Genomic DNA, 20,549 nt, shown 5'->3' with positions numbered 1-20,549 from the left:
CAGGAGTGAGAACGTGACTGGCTGGCAGTTCTGGGTCGACAGGGGCGGCACCTTCACCGACATCGTCGCGCGGCATCCGGACGGTCGCCTGCTCACGCACAAGCTCCTCTCGGACAACCCCGCGCGCTACCGGGACGCGGCCGTCGCGGGGATCCGGGAACTACTGGCGCGGGCGGGCGGCGTACGGGACGCCGCCGATGCCCCCGACGGGCGGACGGCCGCGCTTCCCGTCGACACCGTCCGCATGGGCACCACCGTCGCCACCAACGCCCTCCTGGAGCGCAAGGGCGAGCCCACCGCGCTTGTCGTCACCCGCGGCTTCCGCGACGCCCTGCGCATCGCGTACCAGAACCGCCCGGAGATCTTCGCCCGCGAGATCGTCCTGCCCGAACTCCTCTACGAGCGGGTGATCGAGGTCGACGAGCGCGTGGCGGCGGACGGCACCGTGCTGCGCGAACCCGACCTCGACGGACTCACCGGTCCCTTACGGAAGGCGTTCGACGACGGGATCCGCTCCGTGGCCGTCGTCTGCATGCACAGCCATCTGTATCCCGCCCACGAACAGGCGATCGGCGAGCTCGCCGATCGCACCGGGTTCCCGCAGGTCTCGCTCTCCAGCGAGGTCAGCCCGCTGATGAAGCTCGTCCCGCGCGGCGACACCGCGGTCGTCGACGCGTATCTCTCGCCGGTCCTGCGCCGCTACGTCCAGCACGTCGCCGATGAACTCCAGGGCGTACGGCTGATGTTCATGCAGTCCAACGGCGGCCTCGCCGAAGCGGGCCAGTTCCGCGGCAAGGACGCGATCCTGTCCGGGCCCGCGGGCGGCATCGTGGGCATGGCCCGCATGTCGCACCTGGCGGGCTTCGACCGCGTCATCGGCTTCGACATGGGCGGCACCTCGACCGACGTGTCGCACTACGCGGGCGAGTACGAACGGGTCTTCACCACGCAGATCGCGGGGGTGCGCCTGCGCGCCCCGATGCTGGACATCCACACCGTCGCCGCGGGCGGCGGCTCCGTCCTCCACTTCGACGGCAGCCGCTACCGCGTGGGCCCCGATTCGGCGGGCGCGGACCCGGGCCCCGCGAGCTACCGAGGCGGCGGCCCGCTCACCGTCACCGACGCCAACGTCGCCCTCGGGCGCATCCAACCGGCCCACTTTCCCGCGGTGTTCGGACCGGACGGGGACCAGCCCCTGGACGCCGCACTCGTCCGTGACCGCTTCGCCGACCTCGCCCGCGAGATCCACGAGGCCACCGGCGACGACCGCACGCCCGAGCAGGTCGCCGAGGGCTATCTGCGCATCGCGGTCGCCAACATCGCGGGCGCCGTCAAGCGCATCTCGGTCCAGAAGGGCCACGACGTCACGCGCTACGCCCTGACCACGTTCGGCGGCGCGGGCGGCCAGCACGCGTGCATGGTCGCCGACTCGCTCGGCATCCGCACCGTCCTCGTCCCCCCGATGGCCGGTGTGCTCTCCGCCCTCGGCATCGGTCTCGCCGACACCACCGCGATGCGCGAACAGTCGGTCGAGGCGCCCTTGGAAGCGTCCTCCATGCCCCATGTCCGCGAGATCGCCGACGACTTGGAGAGCGCCGCCCGCGACGAGCTCCTGGCCGAGGACGTGCCCGCGGAACGCGTCCGGGTCACCCGCCGCGCCCAACTGCGCTACGACGGCACGGACACCGCCCTCACCGTGGAACTCACGGAGCCGGACACCATGCTCCGCGCCTTCGAGGACCGCCACCGCGCCACCTACTCCTTCACCCTGGACCGGCCCGTCGTCGTGGAAGCCCTCTCCGTGGAGGCCACCGGGATCACCGAGCCCCCCGATCTGGCCGACCTGGCCGCGTTCGCGGGCGACCCCTCGCACGGCGCCGCGCGGACCGTCCAGCTGCACACGGGCGGCGCCCGGCGCGATGTGCCCCTGCACCGCCGCGAGGAACTGCCGCCCGGCGAGAGGGTCACCGGGCCCGCCGTCATCACCGAGGCCAGCGCCACGACGGTCGTGGACGACGGCTGGCAGGCGGCCACGACCGAGGCGGGACACCTGGTCATGGAACGCGTGGCGGAGCCCGCGAGTTCCACCGCGAGCACCGCGGCCGACCCCGTCCTGCTCGAAGTCTTCAACAACCTCTTCATGTCCATCGCCGAACAGATGGGCGCCCGCCTGGAGTCCACCGCCCAGTCCGTGAACATCAAGGAGCGGCTCGACTTCTCCTGCGCGCTCTTCGACCCCGACGGCAACCTCGTCGCCAACGCCCCGCACATCCCCGTGCACCTCGGCTCGATGGGCACCAGCGTCAAAGAGGTCATCGCGCGCAGGGGGAGCGACATGCGCCCCGGGGACAGCTACGCGGTCAACGACCCGTACCACGGGGGCACCCACCTCCCCGACGTCACCGTCATCACCCCGGTCTTCGACCAGCCGGGGGAGCACGGCAGCGCGCGGCGGCGGATCCTCTTCTACGTGGCATCGCGCGGCCACCACGCGGAGATCGGCGGCATCGCGCCGGGCTCCATGCCCGCCGACAGCCGCACCATCGACGAGGAGGGCATCCTCTTCGACAACTGGCTTCTTGTAGAAGGCGGCCGTTTCCGCGAGCCCGAGACCCGCGACCTGCTCACCGGCGCCGCCCATCCCTCGCGCAATCCGGACACCAACCTCGCCGACCTGCGCGCGCAGATCGCCGCCAACCAGAAGGGCGTCGACGAAGTCGCCCGCATGATCGACAACTTCGGGCTCGATGTCGTCCAGGCGTACATGAAGCACGTCCAGGACAACGCCGAGGACGCGGTACGACGGGTCATCGACACCCTGGAAGAGGGCGAGTTCGCCTATCAAACGGACTCGGGAGCCACGATCCGCGTCCGGGTGAGCGTGGACCGCGAAGAGCGCACCGCGACCGTCGACTTCACCGGCACATCGGCCCAGCTCGCCACGAACTTCAACGCACCCTTCGCGGTGGTCAACGCCGCCGTGCTGTACGTCTTCCGCACGCTCGTCGACGACGACATCCCGCTCAACGACGGCTGTCTGCGGCCGCTGCGCATCATCGTGCCGCCCGGCTCCCTGCTCTCGCCCGAGCCGCCCGCGGCCGTCGTCGCGGGGAACGTCGAGACCTCGCAGGCCATCACCGGAGCCCTGTACGCGGCCCTGGGCGTCCAGGCGGAGGGCTCAGGAACGATGAACAACGTCACCTTCGGCAACGAACGCCACCAGTACTACGAGACGGTGGCCTCGGGCTCCGGCGCGGGCGACGGCTTCGACGGCGCGTCCGTCGTACAGACCCACATGACCAACTCGCGGCTCACCGACCCCGAAGTCCTCGAGTGGCGGCTGCCCGTCCTCCTGGAGGAGTTCGCGGTCAGGGCGGGCAGCGGCGGCAGCGGGAGGTGGCGGGGCGGGGACGGGGCCGTGCGCCGCATCCGCTTCCGCGAGCCGATGACGGTGTCCACCCTGTCGCAGCACCGCAGGGTCGCGCCGTACGGCATGGCGGGCGGCGCCACCGGCGCGCTCGGCGCCAACCGCGTGGAACGCGCGGACGGCGGCGTCCTGGAACTCGGCGGCAGCGACTCGGCCGACCTGGGCCCCGGCGACGTACTCGTGATCGAAACCCCCGGCGGCGGCGGATACGGACCGGCCCCGCGCGACACCACTGATCCAGGAGAAGTGAGCGATGATTTTCAGGCGTTCTGAGCGCGGCAAGGCCCCCGTCGAGCCGGTGACCCTGAAGATCCTGGTGGCGGGCGGTTTCGGCGTCGGCAAGACGACGCTGGTCGGTGCGGTCAGCGAGATCAAGCCGCTGCGCACCGAGGAGACCCTCAGCGAGGCGGGCCGCCCCGTCGACGACACCCGCGGCGTCGCGGGCAAGCACACCACCACGGTCGCCATGGACTTCGGCCGCATCACGCTCCGCGAGGACCTGGTCCTGTACCTCTTCGGCACCCCAGGGCAGGACCGCTTCTGGTTCCTCTGGGACGAACTGGCGACCGGCGCCCTGGGCGCGGTGGTCCTCGCCGACACCCGCCGCCTGGAGGACTGCTTCGCGGCCGTCGACTACTTCGAACGCCGCTCCATACCCTTCGTCATCGGCGTCAACTGCTTCGACGACGCCACCCGCTACCCCGCCGACGCCGTACGCCAGGCCCTCGACCTCGACCCGGAGGTCCCCGTCGTCCTGTGCGACGCCCGCGACCGCGAGTCGGTCAAGGACGTCCTCATCGGCGTCGTCGAACACGCGATGACCGCGGCAGCGGCGGCACGGGAGCCCGCGCTCCCGTAATCCGGCGTCGCGCGCCCGCGGAGCTACGGCCCGTACCCCCGCCGACCGGGGTACGGGCCGCAGTCGTGCTCGGCTCAGCCTTCCCCGTCCTCCAGCCAGCCGAAGCTCCGCTCCACCGCCTTGTGCCAGTTGTGGTACTCGCGCTCCCGCGCACCGGCGTCCATCTGCGGTGTCCACTCGACGTCCTGCTGCCAGTGCGCCTTGAGTTCGTCGAGGTCGTTCCAGACCCCGGTGGCGAGCCCGGCCGCGTACGCCGCGCCCAGACAGGTGGTCTCGGAGACCTTCGGCCGGATCACCGGCACCCCGAGGACGTCCGCCTGGTGCTGCATCAGGAGGTTGTTCTTGGTCATGCCGCCGTCCACCTTCAAGGTGGTGATCCGCACCCCGGAGTCCTGGTACATGGCGTCGACGACCTCACGCGTCTGCCAGCTGGTCGCCTCCAGGACCGCACGCGCCAGGTGCGCCTTGGTGACGTACCGGGTCAGTCCGGTGACGACACCGCGCGCGTCCGAGCGCCAGTAGGGGGCGAAGAGACCGGAGAACGCGGGCACGATGTACGCGCCTCCGTTGTCGTCCACGCTCGCCGCGAGGGTCTCGATCTCGTCCGCGTTGCGGATGATGCCGAGCTGGTCGCGGAACCACTGCACCAGGGCACCGGTGATCGCGATGGAGCCTTCGAGGCAGTACACGGGCGCCTCGGAACCGATCTTGTAGCCCATCGTGGTGAGCAGGCCGCTCTTCGAGGGGACGGGCCGGTTACCGGTGTTGAGCAGCAGGAAGCTGCCCGTGCCGTACGTGTTCTTGGCGGTGCCCGTGTCGTAGCAGGCCTGCCCGAAGACGGCCGCCTGCTGGTCGCCGAGCGCGGAGGCGACGGGCACTCCGGAGAGCTGGCCCACCGCCGTGCCGTACACCTCGGCCGAGGACCTGATCTCCGGCAGGACCGCCTCGGGGACGTTCATCGCCGACAGGATGGACGCGTCCCACTGGAGGGTCTCCAGGTTCATCAGCATGGTGCGGCCCGCGTTGGTGACGTCGGTGACGTGCTTGCCGCCTTCGGTGCCGCCCGTGAGGTTCCAGATCAGCCAGGAGTCGATGGTGCCGAACGCTATCTCGCCGCGCTCGGCACGGGCCCGCAGCCCCGGCACGTTGTCGAGCAGCCAGGCGGCCTTGGGCCCGGAGAAGTAGCTGGCCAGCGGCAGCCCCGTCTGTTCGCGGAAGCGGTCCTGGCCGTCCGCGCCGCCCAGTTCGTTGCAGAGCCCCGACGTACGGGTGTCCTGCCAGACGATCGCGTTGTGCACGGGTTTGCCCGTGGCGCGGTCCCACAGGACGGTCGTCTCGCGCTGATTGGTGATGCCGAGCGCGCTCAGCTGGTCGGCGCGGAGCCCCGCCTTGGCGATCGCCCCCGCGACCACCGCCTGCACCTTGGACCAGATCTCGGTGGCGTCGTGCTCCACCCAGCCGGGCTTGGGGAAGATCTGGCGGTGCTCGCGCTGGTCCACGGCGACGATCGCGCCGTCCTGGTCGAAGATGATGCAGCGGCTCGACGTGGTGCCCTGGTCGATCGCGGCGACGAATTTCTCGGAGCTGTCCGGCATGGCTACCCCTTGACGAGAAGACTCAGAAGGCTGCGTTGTAGATGACACCCGCGAGGGCCCCGCCGATCAGCGGTCCGGCCACCGGAATCCAGGCGTAGCTCCAGTCGGACGTGCCCTTGTTGGGGATCGGCAGGAACGTGTGCACGATGCGCGGACCGAGGTCGCGCGCCGGGTTGATCGCGTACCCCGTGGGGCCACCGAGGGAGAGGCCGATGCCGACCACGAGGAAGGCCACGATCAGCGTCTGCGTGCCGGATTCGCCGAGCCCCTTGGTGAGCCCGAAGGCCAGGATGGGCAGCACGAGGGCCACGGTCGCGATGACCTCGGTGATGAGGTTGGCGACGGGGTTCCGGATCTCCGGGATGGTGGAGAAGATGCCGAGCGTCGGCGTCGGCACGTGCACGCCCTCGGAGTCGCCCTTCGCGCCCCGCGTGACATTGGCGTTGAACTGCGCGAGATAGACGAGGTAGGCGAGTACGGCACCGAGCATCGCGCCCACCATCTGCCCGAGCAGATAGATCCACACCTTGTCCCACTTGCCGGTGTCGATCGCGATGCCGAGCGTGACGGCGGGATTGAGATGACCGCCGGAGAGCGGGCCCGCGGTGTACGCGCCGGCGAGCACGCCGAAACCCCATCCGAAGGCGATGACGACCCATCCGGAGGCCTTCGCCTTCGAGTGGCTGAGTGTGACGGCGGCGCACACACCGGCGCCCAGCAGAATCAGGATCGCGGTGCCGATGATCTCACCGACGAAGATGTCCCCATTCGAGTACATGGCGGCTCCTAGGCCCTCGCCCGGGGCGCTGCGCCCCGGTACTCCGTGCAGGGTGCGTTTCCGACGACTACTGCCTGGATACGCCCGGCTGATTCAGCCGAAGGCAGGAGGTCTCCCGCGCCCCGCCCGGCGTCCGTGACGAGCGTGCCGTCGCAGTCGGACCGCCTCGGGGGGATGACCCGTTGAGCAGGCCCTTCGTGCAGACCCTTCGCGCGCGCAGAGGCTCTGTGCGCCGTGGAGCCGAGGTGCGGCGATGCCGACTGACACCCGGAAGTGTTCACCGATGGTGATGGAGCGTCAAGGTCGCGGACGGCAACGGTTAACCGGTGCGACGCCTTCCTGCGACGCACCCCGCGATGAGCGGTCCGCGACCTCCCCGAAGCCCTCAGCGCACGGCGATGACGGCCGACCCGTGCCCGAAGAGCCCTTGGTTCGCGCTGATCCCCACGCGCGCCCCTTCGACCTGACGCGCCCCCGCCGAACCCCTCAACTGCCAGGTCAGCTCGCACACTTGGGCGATCGCCTGGGCGGGCACGGCCTCTCCGAAGGACGCGAGTCCGCCGCTGGTGTTCACCGGGGTCCGCCCGCCCGGCGAGGTCGCGCCCTCCCGGAGCAGCTTGGCCCCCTCGCCCTCGCCGCAGAGCCCGAGGTCCTCGTACCACTGGAGTTCGAGGGAGGTGGAGAGGTCGTACACCTCCGCCAGGGATATGTCCTCGGGGCCGACGCCCGCCTCCTCGTACGCGGCACGCGCGATGGAGGCGCGGTAGGTCTCCTCGCTCGGCTCCACGACGGCCGCGGAGTCCGTGGCGATGTCCGGCAGGTCGAGGACGGTGCGCGGATACGTCGGAGTGACCGTGGAGACGGCACGCACGCGTACCGGATCGGTGGTCCCGTGCCGCCGCGCGAACTCCATGCTGGAGAGCACCAGGGCCGCGGCCCCGTCCGAGGTGGCGCAGATGTCGAGCAGCCGCAGCGGGTCGGCCACCACGGCGGAGGCGGCGACCTCGTCGGCGGTGACCTCCTTGCGGTAGCGCGCGTTCGGATTGAGCGCCCCCAGGGCCGCGTTCTTCACCTTGACCAGGGCGAAGTCCTCCAGCGTGTCGCCGTGCACGGCCATCCGGCGGCGCGCGTAGAGCCCGAAGTACGCGGGGTTGGTCGCCCCCAGGACGCGGAACCGCAGCCAGTCCGGGTCGTCGGCCCGCTCCCCGCCCGCGGGCTTGAAGAACCCCTTGGGCGCCGCGTCGGCCCCGACCACCAGGACGACGTCGGCGAGACCCGAAAGGATCTGCGCGCGTGCCGTGTTGATGGCCTGGGCCCCGGACGCGCACGCCGCGTACACGCTCGCGACGCGCGCTCCCTGCCAGCCGAGCGCCTTGGCGAACGTGGCCCCGGCGACGTACCCGGGATAGCCGCCCCGCACCGTGTCCGCGCCGACGATCGAGCCCACGTCGCGCCAGTCGATCCCGGCGTCGGCCAGCGCCGCCCTGGCCGCCACCGTGCCGTACTCGACGAAGGACCGCCCCCACTTGCCCCACGGGTGCATGCCCGCACCCAGCACCGCCACCTCGCCGCTCACGCGCCCACCCCCACGGGTCGCCAGTGCCACGTCGTCCAGGTCGTCTCGTCGTCCTCGTTGAGCACGCCGGGGACGACCTCCATCTCCATGCCGACCTCCAGATCGGCGACGGAGAGCCCCGGCACCCCCTGGCCGAGCACCACCATGCGCTCTGCCGCGAGCTCCACAGCGATCAACGTGTAGGGCTCCCACGGAAGTTCCGGATCGGAGACATAGGGTGAGGGCGGGCGGTACCGGCCGTCCGTGTACGACCAGACCCGGCCGCGCCGGGACAGCGGCGCCTCCACCAGCTCACCACCGGCGCAGCCGGGATTGCGGCAGAAGGCGTCCTCGCGGGGGAAGAAGACGGCGGCGCACGCCGAGCAGCGCGTGCCCAGCAGACGGAAGTCCGCGCCCTCCCCGGCGAACCAGTGGGCCACCACGGGTGTGCTCGTACGCGACAAGGTTCCTCCACGGCTGAATCTGACGGAACGTCAGAAGTGTGCCACGAGCAACCGGATTCCGTCAGGGGGAGGAAAACAGAACCGGACGGGCGACTTTCGCGTCCGAGTACCGGAGGGGGTGACCGGGACCGACGGGGGTGCCCCGGTCACCCTCCCTTCGCGCTCGGTCCTACTTGCCGTGCTTGCCGTGCTTGCCGTGCTTGCCGTGCAGCGACCGCGGCGAGACGGGGAAGTCGAAGTAGGTGTCGGGGAAGAGCTCGGGCTTGTACGTGAAGTGCCACCACTCCTCGGGGAGATTGGTGAAGCCCACCTTGACCAGGGCGTCCCTCAGCAGGTCGCGGTGCGCGCGCTGCTTGCCCGTGATGCGCGGGTCGTCCGTGTGGGACAGCGTGTCGAAGCAGTCGAAACCCGTTCCCATGTCGATGGAGTTGTCGGGGAAACGCTGTTCCTTGGGGCCGTAGCACGGGGTGAGCGGCTCCCCGGGGACGTACGGACGGGTCGGTTTGGCGGGCAGACGGACGACCGTCAGGTTCAGCGTCGAGCCCCTGCTGTGCCCGGACTTCTCCGCGATGTAGCCGTCCTCGAACAGTCTCGACTTGTCGACCCGGGGATAGAACTCCGCCTTCATGCGCTCGTCGTCGAGGTCCTCGGCCCAGCGCACGAAGTGGTCGACCGCACGCTGCGGCCGGTAGCAGTCGTACACCTTCAGGGAGTAGCCCTTGCGCAGCAGCGCCCGCTGGGCCTTGTGCAGCGCCTTCGCCGCCGGTTCGGTGAGGATGCACATGGGCTTCTTGTAGCCGTCGATGGGCTCGCCCACGAAGTTGTGCGGCGTGAAGTAACGCATCTCCTGGATGATCGTGGGGTCTACGGAGCGCAGCGCGACGAACTCCTCGGGAGCCTTGGGCTCCGCTTTCGGCTCGGCGTGCGCGGGGGCGGCGGCCACGGCCAGCAGGGCGGTGGCGGAGACGGCGATGTTCCGCAGGGAGCGGGCAAGTCCTGTCATGCCCCCTGCGTCTATCAGGACCGCCGCCGACCGCGAAAGACCGCCGCGACGAAAGATCCGGTACAGTCCGCGCGTGCCCGCATCCCCACACCCCGCCAACTCCCTTCCCGGCTCCCACTGTTCGAGCTGTGGAGCGCCCTACGGAGAAGACCTCTCCGGCTGGCCCCGCACCTGTGCGAGCTGCGGCGCGGTGGCCTACCGCAACCCGCTTCCCGTAGTGGTGGCCCTGCAGCCCGTGTACGACACCCAGGGCACCGCCCTGGTCGTCGTCACCCGCACCATCGCCCCCGCGCGCGGGGGCACCGCCCTGCCCGGAGGGTTCATCGACGACAGGGAGGACTGGCGGCACGCCCTCGTACGCGAGCTCCAGGAGGAGACGGGCATCACCGCGGAGCCCCGCGACGTACGCCTGGCCGACGCGATGAGCGCACCCGACGGCTACCTCCTGCTCTTCGGCCTCCTGCCCGAGCGCCCCGCCGCCGAACTGGCGCCTCCCGCGCCGACGGACGAGACCGAGGGCTGGGACCTGCTGCGCCGCCCCACCGAACTGGCCTTCCCCCTGCACACGCTCGCGGTACGCGCGTGGTTCGAGGGCCGCTACATCTGAGTCGCCGGTGTCCGACGCCGGTGCTCAAGGCCCCGGCGTCTGGGTCTCCAGTCCGGGCCCCCGGTGGACGACGCCCCGGCAGACAGCCCCCGGCCCCGCGACACTCAGCCCGCGAGCCCCCGTATCCCCACGGGACGCCCCGGCGCACCCTCGCTCTCGCCACCATCCCGCTCGACGACCACCCGGCCCTCGTCCCACCGCGTCGTGTACCGCTCGATCTCCGCCTCCGCCCACCCGTCACCCGCGTCGGCGATCACCAGGCCCCCGCCCGTACGCCCCTGAGCCGGTGCCCACGCCTCCAGCTCGACACCGCCGTCGGACGCCCGCACCGGCAGCACGGTGCCCGCGCGCGCGAGCACCGGGACGCGCGACAGGGGAGCCTCGACCACGACCTGGCCAGGCCCTTCGTACGCCTTCCCGGTCGCCGTGTCGTACCAACGCCCCCTGGGCAGCCGCACCGTACGCTGCCGCACCCCGCTCTCCAGGACCGGCGCGACCAACAAGGAGTCACCGAGCAGGAACGCGTCCTCGCAGTCCCGCAGCGCCCTGTCCTCGGGGCCGCCCCACCACAAGGGCCGCACGTACGGAGTGCCGGTGCGCCGCGCCAGATGGGCGAGCGTCACGAAGTACGGCAGCAGCCTCCTGCGCTCGGCGAGCGCCACGCGCGCGTGCTCGAGGACCTCGTCCCCGAACTCCCAGGGCTCCCGCCGCCCCGCCCCCATCGCCGCATGCGTACGGAACAGCGGCAGGTACGAGCCGAGCTGGAACCACCGCAGATACAACTCCGGAGAAGGGCTGCCGTCGAAGCCGCCCACATCGGGCCCCGAGTACGGCACACCGCACAGCCCGAGCCCCAACACCAGTGACAGCGAAGCGCGCAGCCCCGGCCAGCCCGTGGACACATCGCCCGACCAGGTCCCTCCGTAGCGCTGCATGCCCGCCCAGCCGGACCGCGAGAACAGGAAGGGACGCTCGTCGGGATGCAGCTCGCGCAGCCCCTCGTACCCGGCACGGGCCATCGCCAGGCCGTACACGTTGTGCGCCTCCCGGTGGTCCCCACCGGCCCCCTCCAGGGCGTGCCGCGCCGAACGGGGCAGCGTCGCCTCACCGAACGCGGCGAACGACACCGGCTCGTTCATGTCGTGCCAGAACCCCGAGAACCCCTGCTTCAGACGCTCCCCGTAGAGCCGCCCCCACCACTCCCGCGCGCGTGGGTCGGTGAAATCCGGATACACCGACTCACCGGGCCACACGACACCGCGCACGGCACGGCCCCCGGCGTCCCGCACGAACACATCGGCCGCCACGCCACTGTCGTACAGCGCCACCCCCGGCTCGGCCTTCACCCCGGGGTCCACGATCGAGACGAGCCGGATCCCGTCCCTGCGCAACTCGTCGGCGAACTGCGGCAGCTTGGGGAACCGCTCCTTGTCGACGGTGAACACCTGATGCGCTTCGTAGTGGTCGATGTCCAGATGCACGGCGTCCAACGGAAGCCCGCGCTCCTGATAACCGGCGACGATCCGGCGCACCTCCTGCTCGCTGCCGAAGCCCCACCGCGCGTGATGGTGTCCGAGCGCCCAGGAGGGCGGCAGCGCGGGAGGGCCCGTCAGGGACGCCCAGGTGTGCAGCACGCGCGCGGGGGTGCCGACCATCGCCCAGCACCGCAGCGGCCCGCCGTCCATCCGCACCTCGCACGACCCCGTCCTGTCGTGCCCGGACCCGGCGCCCTCCTCGCCCTCGTGCACCAGGACCTCGCCCTCCCACGTGTTGTCGTGGAAGACCAGATGCGTACCGGCGTCGGCCACCACCATCTGCACCGGCATGGTGATGTACAGCGGGTCGTCCCCGGGCCCGAACGAACCACCGGGATCGGTGTTCCACAGCCGGTACGTCCCGTTGCGCAGCCGCGGCCCGCCCGCCCGGCCGCCGAGTCCGAAGAACCGCGCGTCCGCCGCCACCTCCGAACGCTGCACCCAGCGCGCCGCGCCGCCCTCGGCCTCCCACCAGCGCGGCGGCAGATCGCGCCGCAGCATCACGCCGCCGGGCGTGCGCAGTTCTACGGCCCCGTGCCGCGAGACGACGACCGTCGCCCGCTCCGACACCACCCGCCAACCGCCCTCCTTGTCGGGCTCCAGGACGGCACGGGGATCCGGCTCGGGACTCCCGCAGGCTAGCGCGTACGACGGCTCGGGCCCCGCACCGTCCCAGCCCCAGAAGACCGCCCCGCCCGCTGCCACCCGCACCCGCAGCTCGGACCGGGCGAACCGCACCACCCCACCACCGGGCTCCGGCTCCACACCCGTCACAGGCCCCGGCACCCGAGCACGCTCGGGCCCCCGAGGGGCGAGCCCCGCCGCGTCCGCCCGCCACCTGCGCCAGGAGGAGCGCACCGTGCGCAACCCTTGCGCCGTGCCGACCATGCCGACCGCCTTCACCGAACGCACCAGGTCACGACCGTTCATGCTGCTCACCCTGCCACCGAATTCGCCGCGCGTGTGCTGCGTTCAACTGCCGTTCACCTGGGGTGACGGCACATTCCCGGGGCAACGACTGTGTGGGGCACACCCTGGTGCGGAAGTCGATCACGTGGCAGGCTCCGAGGCAGCCGTGCCACGCGCACACCCAGCACGTGCGCACTCGCACGCATACGCCGCGTAACAGTCCGGGAGCCGCCCCATGACGTCCTCGTCGAACCTCTCACCGCTCTGGGAGCCGAGCCAGGAAAGGATCGCCGAAGCGCAGGTCACACGGTTCCAGGCATGGGCGGCAGAGCACTACGGAGCGCCCGCCGACGGCGGTTACGCAGCGTTGCACCAATGGTCCGTCGCCGACCTGGAGACGTTCTGGAAGGCCGTCACCGACTGGTTCGACGTCCGATTCTCGACCCCCTACACGCGCGTGCTCGCCGACCGCGCCATGCCGGGCGCCCAGTGGTTCCCCGGCTCGACCCTCAACTACGCCGAGCACGCACTGCGCGCGGCCGAGGATCCCGCGCGCGCGGACGCCCCCGCCCTCCTCCACGTCGACGAGAGCCAGGACCCGCACACCGTCACCTGGGCCGAGCTGCGCCGTCAAGTAGGCTCCCTGGCCGACGAACTGCGCACCCTGGGAGTACGCCCGGGGGACCGCGTCAGCGGCTACCTGCCGAACATCCCGCAAGCCGTCGTCGCTCTCCTGGCCACCGCCGCGGTCGGCGCCGTGTGGACCTCCTGCGCACCCGACTTCGGCGCCCGCAGCGTCCTCGACCGCTTCCAGCAGGTCGAACCCGTGGTGCTCTTCACCGTCGACGGCTACCGCTACGGCGGCAAGGAGCACGACCGCCGCGACACCGTCGCCGAACTCCGCGCCGAACTGCCCACCCTCCGTGCGGTCGTCCACATCCCGCTGCTCGGCACCGAAGCACCCGAAGGCGCCCTCGAATGGTCGGCCCTCACCTCGGCCGACGCGACCCCCACCTTCGAAGCCGTGCCGTTCGACCACCCCTTGTGGGTGCTCTACTCCTCGGGCACCACCGGCCTGCCCAAGGCCATCGTCCAGTCCCAGGGCGGCATCCTCGTCGAGCACCTCAAACAACTCGGCCTGCACTGCGACCTCGGCCCCGACGACCGCTTCTTCTGGTACACCTCCACCGGCTGGATGATGTGGAACTTCCTCGTCTCCGGCCTCCTGACGGGCACCACGATCGTCCTGTACGACGGCAGCCCCGGCTACCCCGACACCGGCGCCCAGTGGCGCATCGCCGAACGCACCGGGGCCACCCTCTTCGGCACCTCCGCCGCCTACGTCATGGCCTGCCGCAAGGCCGACGTCCACCCCGCACGCGACCACGACCTCTCGCGCGTCAAGTGCGTCGCCACCACGGGATCCCCGCTGCCCCCCGACGGCTTCCGCTGGCTGCACGACGAGTTCGCGGACACCCCCGGCGGCCTGTGGACGGCATCCGTCAGCGGCGGCACGGACGTCTGCTCCTGCTTCGCGGGAGCCGTCCCCACCCTCCCCGTCCACATCGGTGAGCTCCAGGCCCCCTGCCTCGGCACGGACCTCCAGGCCTGGGACCCCCAGGGCAAGCCGCTCACCGACGAGGTCGGCGAACTGGTCGTCGTCAACCCCATGCCGTCCATGCCCATCCACTTCTGGAACGACCCGGACGGCACCCGCTACCACGACAGCTACTTCGACACCTACCCCGGCGTCTGGCGCCACGGGGACTGGATCACGCTCACCGGACGCGGTTCGGTGATCATCCACGGCCGCTCGGACTCCACCCTCAACCGCCAGGGCGTCCGCATGGGCTCGGCCGACATCTACGAGGCCGTCGAACGCCTGCCGGAGATCCGCGAATCCCTCGTCATCGGCGTCGAACAGCCCGACGGCGGCTACTGGATGCCGCTCTTCGTCCACCTCGCCCCCGGCGCCACCCTCGACGACGGACTGCGCGACCGCATCAAGCGGACCATCCGCGAGCAGCTCTCCCCACGCCACGTCCCCGACGAGGTCATCGAGGTGCCCGGGGTCCCGCACACCCTCACCGGCAAGCGCATCGAAGTCCCCGTCAAGCGCCTCCTGCAAGGAACCCCGCTGGACAAGGCCGTCAACCCCGGCTCGGTCGACGACCTCGACCTCCTGCGGCACTACGAGGAGATCGCCCGCAACCGGTCCTGAACGCCCGTCCCCGCAGCTCAGCGCCCGTTGTCAGTGGCTCTCGTTACTGTGAGTGAGCATTGATCGACCGAGCGCAGGGGGAATCATGGCGCACACCCGACCCGACACGATGCGACGCGCTCTGCGCCGCGAAGTCGCCGGAACCATCGGCCTGCTGGCCGATGAGGAGGACTTCGCGGCGATGCGTCGCTACCGCACCTTCACCTTCGACGACCACGAGAGCTACCTCAAGCAGGTCGAAGGACTGCTCAGAGCCCTCGCGGCCCAAGGCGGCCACACCACGGTCGCGCTCTTCGACCCCGAGGAGTACGCGGAGTACTGCGCGGCGACCGGCCTCGAACCCGACGCCCCCGGCAGCCGCACCCGCTTCACCGCGGAACTGGCATCGGAAGGCCCCACCCTTCCCTATGAAGGGCAGCCCCTGACCGACCTGGTCCCCGACCTCGTCGACGAGGCGGTCCGACAGGCCACCTGGGAGTACGCGACGGTGGTGCTCGCCCGCGCCGGCACCTGCGCGACCTGCGGCGAGGACACCGGACGCGCCGCCTTCATCCGCGCGTCGGAACTCATCGCCAGGGCCCTCGCGTCATCCGGCCCCGGCACCCGCCACCTGGTGTGCAGCGTGCCCACCGACACCGAGACCCTCCTCGCCGCCCTGCACGTCGACGGCGACACCGACGGCGAGACCCACCTCGACGAGACCGAGGCCCTGGAGTTCACCACCGTCCTCGCCGTCGGCATCGCCACCCGACGCCCGGCCGGCATGGTGCTGCGCACCATCACGGAAGGCACCCGCGACCGCGTCCACGGCTGGCGCATGAGCGGCGGACGGCTCCAGCCCCTCACCGCGGCAGAGGTCTTCGACGCGTACTGCACCGACGCCGTCTCCGGAGAGCTCGTCTCCCCGGAATCCGGCGTCGACTACTGCGCGGCCCCAGACCTGGAGGACGACGAACCCGGGGGAGGACACACGCACTGAACGCCCGAGGGGCGCCCCACCGGAACCGGTGGAGCGCCCCTCGGACAGCGGACGGGCCCGACTACTCGCCGGACAGCACCGCCTGAGCGGCCTTGCGGGCCTCCTCGGCGGTGTCGGCGGCACGGGCCGCGGACGCCGCACGCTCGCACTGCGCCAACGTGTACTTCCCGAGCGTCGCACGCACGTAAGGAATGGACGCCGCACCCATCGACAGAGAGGTGACACCCAGACCGGTCAGCACACACGCGAGCAGCGGGTCGGAAGCGGCCTCGCCACACACGCCACAGCTCTTGCCCTCGGCCTTCGCCGCCTCGGCGGACAGCGCGACCAGGTCGAGCAGCGCGGGCTGCCACGGGTCCTGCAGCCGGGACACCGCGCCCACCTGCCGGTCGGCGGCAAAGGCGTACTGCGCGAGGTCGTTGGTGCCCAGCGAGAGGAACTCGACCTCCTGGAGGATCGAGCGCGCCCGCAGCGCCGCCGACGGAATCTCCACCATGGCGCCGAACTTCGCCTGCAGCCCGGCCTCACGGCACGCGTCGGCGAAGGCCTTGGCGTCGATGCGGTCCGCGACCATCGGGGCCATGACCTCGAGGTAGACCGGCAGCCCCTCGACGGCCTTGGCCAGCGCGGTCAGCTGCGTCCGCAGCACCTCGGGGTGGTCGAGCAGCGACCGCAGCCCGCGCACGCCAAGGGCCGGGTTCGGCTCGTCGCCCGGCGTCAGGAAGTCCAGCGGCTTGTCCGCACCGGCATCGAGGACGCGCACGACGACCCGGCCCTCGGGGAAGGCCTCGAGCACCTTGCGGTACGCCTCGACCTGCTTCTCCTCGGACGGCGCCTTGGTGCTGTCGTCGAGGAAGAGGAACTCGGTACGGAACAGGCCCACACCCTCGGCACCAGCCTCGACGGCGGCCGGCACGTCGGCCGGACCGCCGACGTTGGCGAGCAGCGGCACCTTGTGACCGTCGGACGTGGCACCGGGACCGGTCGACGCGGCCAGCGCGGCCTTGCGCTCGGCGGCGGCGGCCTCGAGCTGCTCGCGCTTCTCCGCACTCGGGTCCACGAAGATCTCACCGGTGCTGCCGTCGACGGCGACGACGGTGCCCTCGGCGAGCTCACCGGCACCCGGCAGCGCGACGACGGCAGGCACCCCGAGAGCCCGCGCGAGGATCGCGCTGTGGCTGGTCGGGCCGCCTTCCTCGGTGACGAAGCCGAGCACCAGCGCCGGGTCGAGCAGGGCGGTGTCCGCGGGGGCGAGGTCACGGGCGATCAGTACATACGGCTGGTCGCTGTCCGGGACACCCGGCATCGGCACGCCGAGCAGGCGCGCGACGATGCGGTTCCGCACGTCGTCCAGGTCCGCCACGCGCCCGGCCATGTACTCACCGGCACCGGCGAGCAGTTCGCGGTAGTGGGAGAACGCGTCGTAGACGGCGCGCTCGGCCGTGCTGCCGACGGTGATGCGCCGGTCGACGTCGGACATCAGCTCCGGGTCCTGGGCGATCATGGCCTGCGCCTCGAGCACCGCCTGGGCCTCGCCACCGGCCAGATTGCCGCGCGCATTCAGGTCGGCGGCCACAGCTTCCACGGCCTGGCGAGCGCGCCCCTGTTCGCGCTCGGCCTCGTCCGCGGGAATCTGCTTGGCCGGCGGCTCGAGAACCGCCGTGCCCATGTGCCGAACCTCGCCGATCGCCACACCGTGGCTCACACCGACGCCTCGCAGCGTTGTCTCCATTTCACCCGTCTCCGATAGTGCGACGGGCCCTGCCGCCGCGGTGGTTGTCGTGCTTGCCGTCAGCGACGGCGGTGACGTCACTTCCAGCTGAAGAGCGCGTCGCCGGACTTCACTTCGCCGTCCTCGACCAGCTCGGAGAGGGACTCGGCCGTGGCCTCGAGCGCCACGATCGGGCACACCGGGGACTTGCCCGCGGCCTCGACGGCGGCGGGGTCCCAGCGCACGACGGCCTGGCCGCGCTGTACGGTGTCGCCCTTGTTGACGAGCAGCTCGAAGCCCTCGCCATTGAGCTGAACGGTGTCGATGCCGAGGTGCGTCAGGACGCCGTGGCCCTGGTCGTCGACCACCACGAAGGCGTGGGGGTGAAGGGAGACGACGATGCCGTCAACGGGAGAGACGGCCTCGGAAGGCTCACGCACGGGATCGATGGCCGTGCCAGGCCCGACCATCGCGCCTGAGAACACGGGATCGGGTACAGCAGAGAGCCCAATGGCGCGTCCTGCAAGCGGGGACGAAACGCTGGTCATGGCTAGCCTCCCAGGGGGTGGAGATGTGTAGCCGCCGTCACTACCTGTCCTGGACGACGCACTGTTCAGAAGGGTAAGTCATAAGAAGTCCCGGTTCCGCACGAGAGGTCCCGGTTGGCGGACGTAGAGGCACTGCACAAACGATTTGCGCCCGCCCTGGAGCCGATGTACAGTCGGACTCCTGCCTGAGGCCGTGGGACGCAGTCAAGCGTCCGGTCTCGGCGGCATCCTTCACGTCAGATCCTATCCCTGGGTCCGGTTCCGCATGTCTGCGGTGACCGTGGTCAGAGAGTCGAATAAGACCTGATAAAGTCGGAACCGCCGGAAAGGGAAACGCGAAAGCCGAAAGGCTGGAGCGGGAACCGGAAAGGCACCGAGGAAGTCGGACACGAAAGAGTCTGATAGAGTCGGAAACGCAAGAGCGAAGAACAAAAAGAAACACCGAAGGGAAGCGCCCGGAGGAAAGCCCCAGAAAATGTTCTGCGGGTGAGTACAAAGGAAGCGTCCGTTCCTTGAGAACTCAACAGCGTGCCAAAAGTCAACGCCAGATATGTTGATACCCCGACTCACTTCGGTGAGTTGAGGTTCCTTTGAAAAAGTCCTGTACGGCCCTTGAGGTTCGTGCAGGCAGCACAGCGAGGACGCTGTGAACCGGGGGGATTATTCCTCTCCTTGGTTCCGCTCTCGTGGTGTCGCACCGGATTACCGGTACACATTCACGGAGAGTTTGATCCTGGCTCAGGACGAACGCTGGCGGCGTGCTTAACACATGCAAGTCGAACGATGAAGCCCTTCGGGGTGGATTAGTGGCGAACGGGTGAGTAACACGTGGGCAATCTGCCCTTCACTCTGGGACAAGCCCTGGAAACGGGGTCTAATACCGGATAACACCGTCTCTCGCATGGGAGAGGGTTGAAAGCTCCGGCGGTGAAGGATGAGCCCGCGGCCTATCAGCTTGTTGGTGAGGTAGAAGCTCACCAAGGCGACGACGGGTAGCCGGCCTGAGAGGGCGACCGGCCACACTGGGACTGAGACACGGCCCAGACTCCTACGGGAGGCAGCAGTGGGGAATATTGCACAATGGGCGAAAGCCTGATGCAGCGACGCCGCGTGAGGGATGACGGCCTTCGGGTTGTAAACCTCTTTCAGCAGGGAAGAAGCGAAAGTGACGGTACCTGCAGAAGAAGCGCCGGCTAACTACGTGCCAGCAGCCGCGGTAATACGTAGGGCGCAAGCGTTGTCCGGAATTATTGGGCGTAAAGAGCTCGTAGGCGGCTTGTCACGTCGGTTGTGAAAGCCCGGGGCTTAACCCCGGGTCTGCAGTCGATACGGGCAGGCTAGAGTGTGGTAGGGGAGATCGGAATTCCTGGTGTAGCGGTGAAATGCGCAGATATCAGGAGGAACACCGGTGGCGAAGGCGGATCTCTGGGCCATTACTGACGCTGAGGAGCGAAAGCGTGGGGAGCGAACAGGATTAGATACCCTGGTAGTCCACGCCGTAAACGGTGGGAACTAGGTGTTGGCGACATTCCACGTCGTCGGTGCCGCAGCTAACGCATTAAGTTCCCCGCCTGGGGAGTACGGCCGCAAGGCTAAAACTCAAAGGAATTGACGGGGGCCCGCACAAGCAGCGGAGCATGTGGCTTAATTCGACGCAACGCGAAGAACCTTACCAAGGCTTGACATATACCGGAAAGCATCAGAGATGGTGCCCCCCTTGTGGTCGGTATACAGGTGGTGCATGGCTGTCGTCAGCTCGTGTCGTGAGATGTTGGGTTAAGTCCCGCAACGAGCGCAACCCTTGTTCTGTGTTGCCAGCATGCCCTTCGGGGTGATGGGGACTCACAGGAGACTGCCGGGGTCAACTCGGAGGAAGGTGGGGACGACGTCAAGTCATCATGCCCCTTATGTCTTGGGCTGCACACGTGCTACAATGGCAGGTACAATGAGCTGCGAAGCCGCGAGGCGGAGCGAATCTCAAAAAGCCTGTCTCAGTTCGGATTGGGGTCTGCAACTCGACCCCATGAAGTCGGAGTTGCTAGTAATCGCAGATCAGCATTGCTGCGGTGAATACGTTCCCGGGCCTTGTACACACCGCCCGTCACGTCACGAAAGTCGGTAACACCCGAAGCCGGTGGCCCAACCCCTTGTGGGAGGGAGCTGTCGAAGGTGGGACTGGCGATTGGGACGAAGTCGTAACAAGGTAGCCGTACCGGAAGGTGCGGCTGGATCACCTCCTTTCTAAGGAGCACTTCTTACCAACTCCGGTTGGTCAGAGGCCAGTACATCGGCGAATGTTCGATGCTGGTTGCTCATGGGTGGAACGTTGACTACTCGGCACGATGACTTGGCTTCACT

At 69.7% G+C, this 20,549-nt stretch carries 13 protein-coding genes and 1 rRNA gene; 6 read left to right on the top strand and 8 right to left on the bottom strand.

What is annotated here, in order from left to right:
- Nucleotides 1-13: 13 nt before the first annotated feature.
- Complete coding sequence (locus tag KY5_RS05665; protein WP_098241172.1) at nt 14-3,700, top strand: hydantoinase B/oxoprolinase family protein; 3,687 nt, start codon at nt 14-16, stop codon at nt 3,698-3,700.
- Complete coding sequence (locus KY5_RS05660) at nt 3,681-4,286, top strand: GTP-binding protein (protein WP_098241171.1); 606 nt, start codon at nt 3,681-3,683, stop codon at nt 4,284-4,286. The genes KY5_RS05665 and KY5_RS05660 overlap by 20 nt, the downstream gene beginning before the upstream one ends.
- Nucleotides 4,287-4,360: 74 nt before the next feature.
- On the opposite strand, the gene glpK is transcribed toward KY5_RS05660, so the two are convergent.
- The 5 genes from glpK to KY5_RS05635 all read right to left on the bottom strand — a co-directional run bounded on the left by glpK (nt 4,361) and on the right by KY5_RS05635 (nt 9,681).
- Nucleotides 4,361-5,881 carry a glycerol kinase GlpK gene (glpK, locus tag KY5_RS05655; RefSeq protein ID WP_098241170.1) on the bottom strand — a complete coding sequence of 507 codons (1,521 nt, stop codon included), beginning with the start codon at nt 5,879-5,881 and terminating at the stop codon, nt 4,361-4,363.
- A gap of 22 nt (nt 5,882-5,903) precedes the next feature.
- Nucleotides 5,904-6,659 (bottom strand): MIP/aquaporin family protein, encoded by a 756-nt coding sequence (locus KY5_RS05650; protein WP_098241169.1) that lies wholly within the window; start codon nt 6,657-6,659, stop codon nt 5,904-5,906.
- A 385-nt stretch (nt 6,660-7,044) separates the two neighbouring features.
- A complete protein-coding gene (locus KY5_RS05645; protein ID WP_098247072.1) occupies nt 7,045-8,235 on the bottom strand; it encodes a lipid-transfer protein in 1,191 nt (396 codons plus the stop codon).
- Nucleotides 8,232-8,657, bottom strand: coding sequence for a Zn-ribbon domain-containing OB-fold protein (locus KY5_RS05640; protein ID WP_098241168.1), 426 nt, complete (start codon nt 8,655-8,657; stop codon nt 8,232-8,234). The genes KY5_RS05645 and KY5_RS05640 overlap by 4 nt, the downstream gene beginning before the upstream one ends.
- Nucleotides 8,658-8,847: 190 nt before the next feature.
- Nucleotides 8,848-9,681, bottom strand: coding sequence for a M15 family metallopeptidase (locus tag KY5_RS05635; protein WP_098241167.1), 834 nt, complete (start codon nt 9,679-9,681; stop codon nt 8,848-8,850).
- Nucleotides 9,682-9,754: 73 nt separating this feature from the next.
- On the opposite strand from KY5_RS05635, the gene KY5_RS05630 reads away from it, so the two are divergent.
- Complete coding sequence (locus tag KY5_RS05630; RefSeq protein ID WP_234362619.1) at nt 9,755-10,288, top strand: NUDIX domain-containing protein; 534 nt, start codon at nt 9,755-9,757, stop codon at nt 10,286-10,288.
- Nucleotides 10,289-10,392: 104 nt separating this feature from the next.
- Here the strand turns inward: KY5_RS05630 and KY5_RS05625 are convergent, their stop codons facing one another.
- Nucleotides 10,393-12,753 (bottom strand): glycoside hydrolase family 31 protein, encoded by a 2,361-nt coding sequence (locus tag KY5_RS05625; RefSeq protein WP_098241165.1) that lies wholly within the window; start codon nt 12,751-12,753, stop codon nt 10,393-10,395.
- Nucleotides 12,754-12,967: 214 nt separating this feature from the next.
- On the opposite strand from KY5_RS05625, the gene KY5_RS05620 reads away from it, so the two are divergent.
- Together KY5_RS05620 and KY5_RS05615 are read left to right on the top strand one after the other, a co-directional pair.
- A complete protein-coding gene (locus KY5_RS05620; RefSeq protein WP_098241164.1) occupies nt 12,968-14,953 on the top strand; it encodes an acetoacetate--CoA ligase in 1,986 nt (661 codons plus the stop codon).
- Between the two features lie 85 nt (nt 14,954-15,038).
- Nucleotides 15,039-15,932 carry a hypothetical protein gene (locus KY5_RS05615; RefSeq protein WP_098241163.1) on the top strand — a complete coding sequence of 298 codons (894 nt, stop codon included), beginning with the start codon at nt 15,039-15,041 and terminating at the stop codon, nt 15,930-15,932.
- A 61-nt stretch (nt 15,933-15,993) separates the two neighbouring features.
- On the opposite strand, the gene ptsP is transcribed toward KY5_RS05615, so the two are convergent.
- Nucleotides 15,994-17,664, bottom strand: coding sequence for a phosphoenolpyruvate--protein phosphotransferase (gene ptsP, locus KY5_RS05610; protein WP_098241162.1), 1,671 nt, complete (start codon nt 17,662-17,664; stop codon nt 15,994-15,996).
- A 77-nt stretch (nt 17,665-17,741) separates the two neighbouring features.
- Nucleotides 17,742-18,191: a PTS sugar transporter subunit IIA gene (locus tag KY5_RS05605; RefSeq protein ID WP_098241161.1), complete on the bottom strand. Its 450-nt coding sequence runs from the start codon at nt 18,189-18,191 to the stop codon at nt 17,742-17,744.
- Between the two features lie 715 nt (nt 18,192-18,906).
- On the opposite strand from KY5_RS05605, the gene KY5_RS05595 reads away from it, so the two are divergent.
- Nucleotides 18,907-20,432, top strand: a 16S ribosomal RNA gene (locus KY5_RS05595).
- The last annotated feature ends 117 nt before the right edge of the window (nt 20,433-20,549 follow it).

The sequence above is a fragment of the Streptomyces formicae genome (assembly GCF_002556545.1).
In the GTDB taxonomy this organism is placed as follows: domain Bacteria; phylum Actinomycetota; class Actinomycetes; order Streptomycetales; family Streptomycetaceae; genus Streptomyces; species Streptomyces formicae_A.
This window is presented reverse-complemented; position numbering and strand designations above follow the sequence as displayed.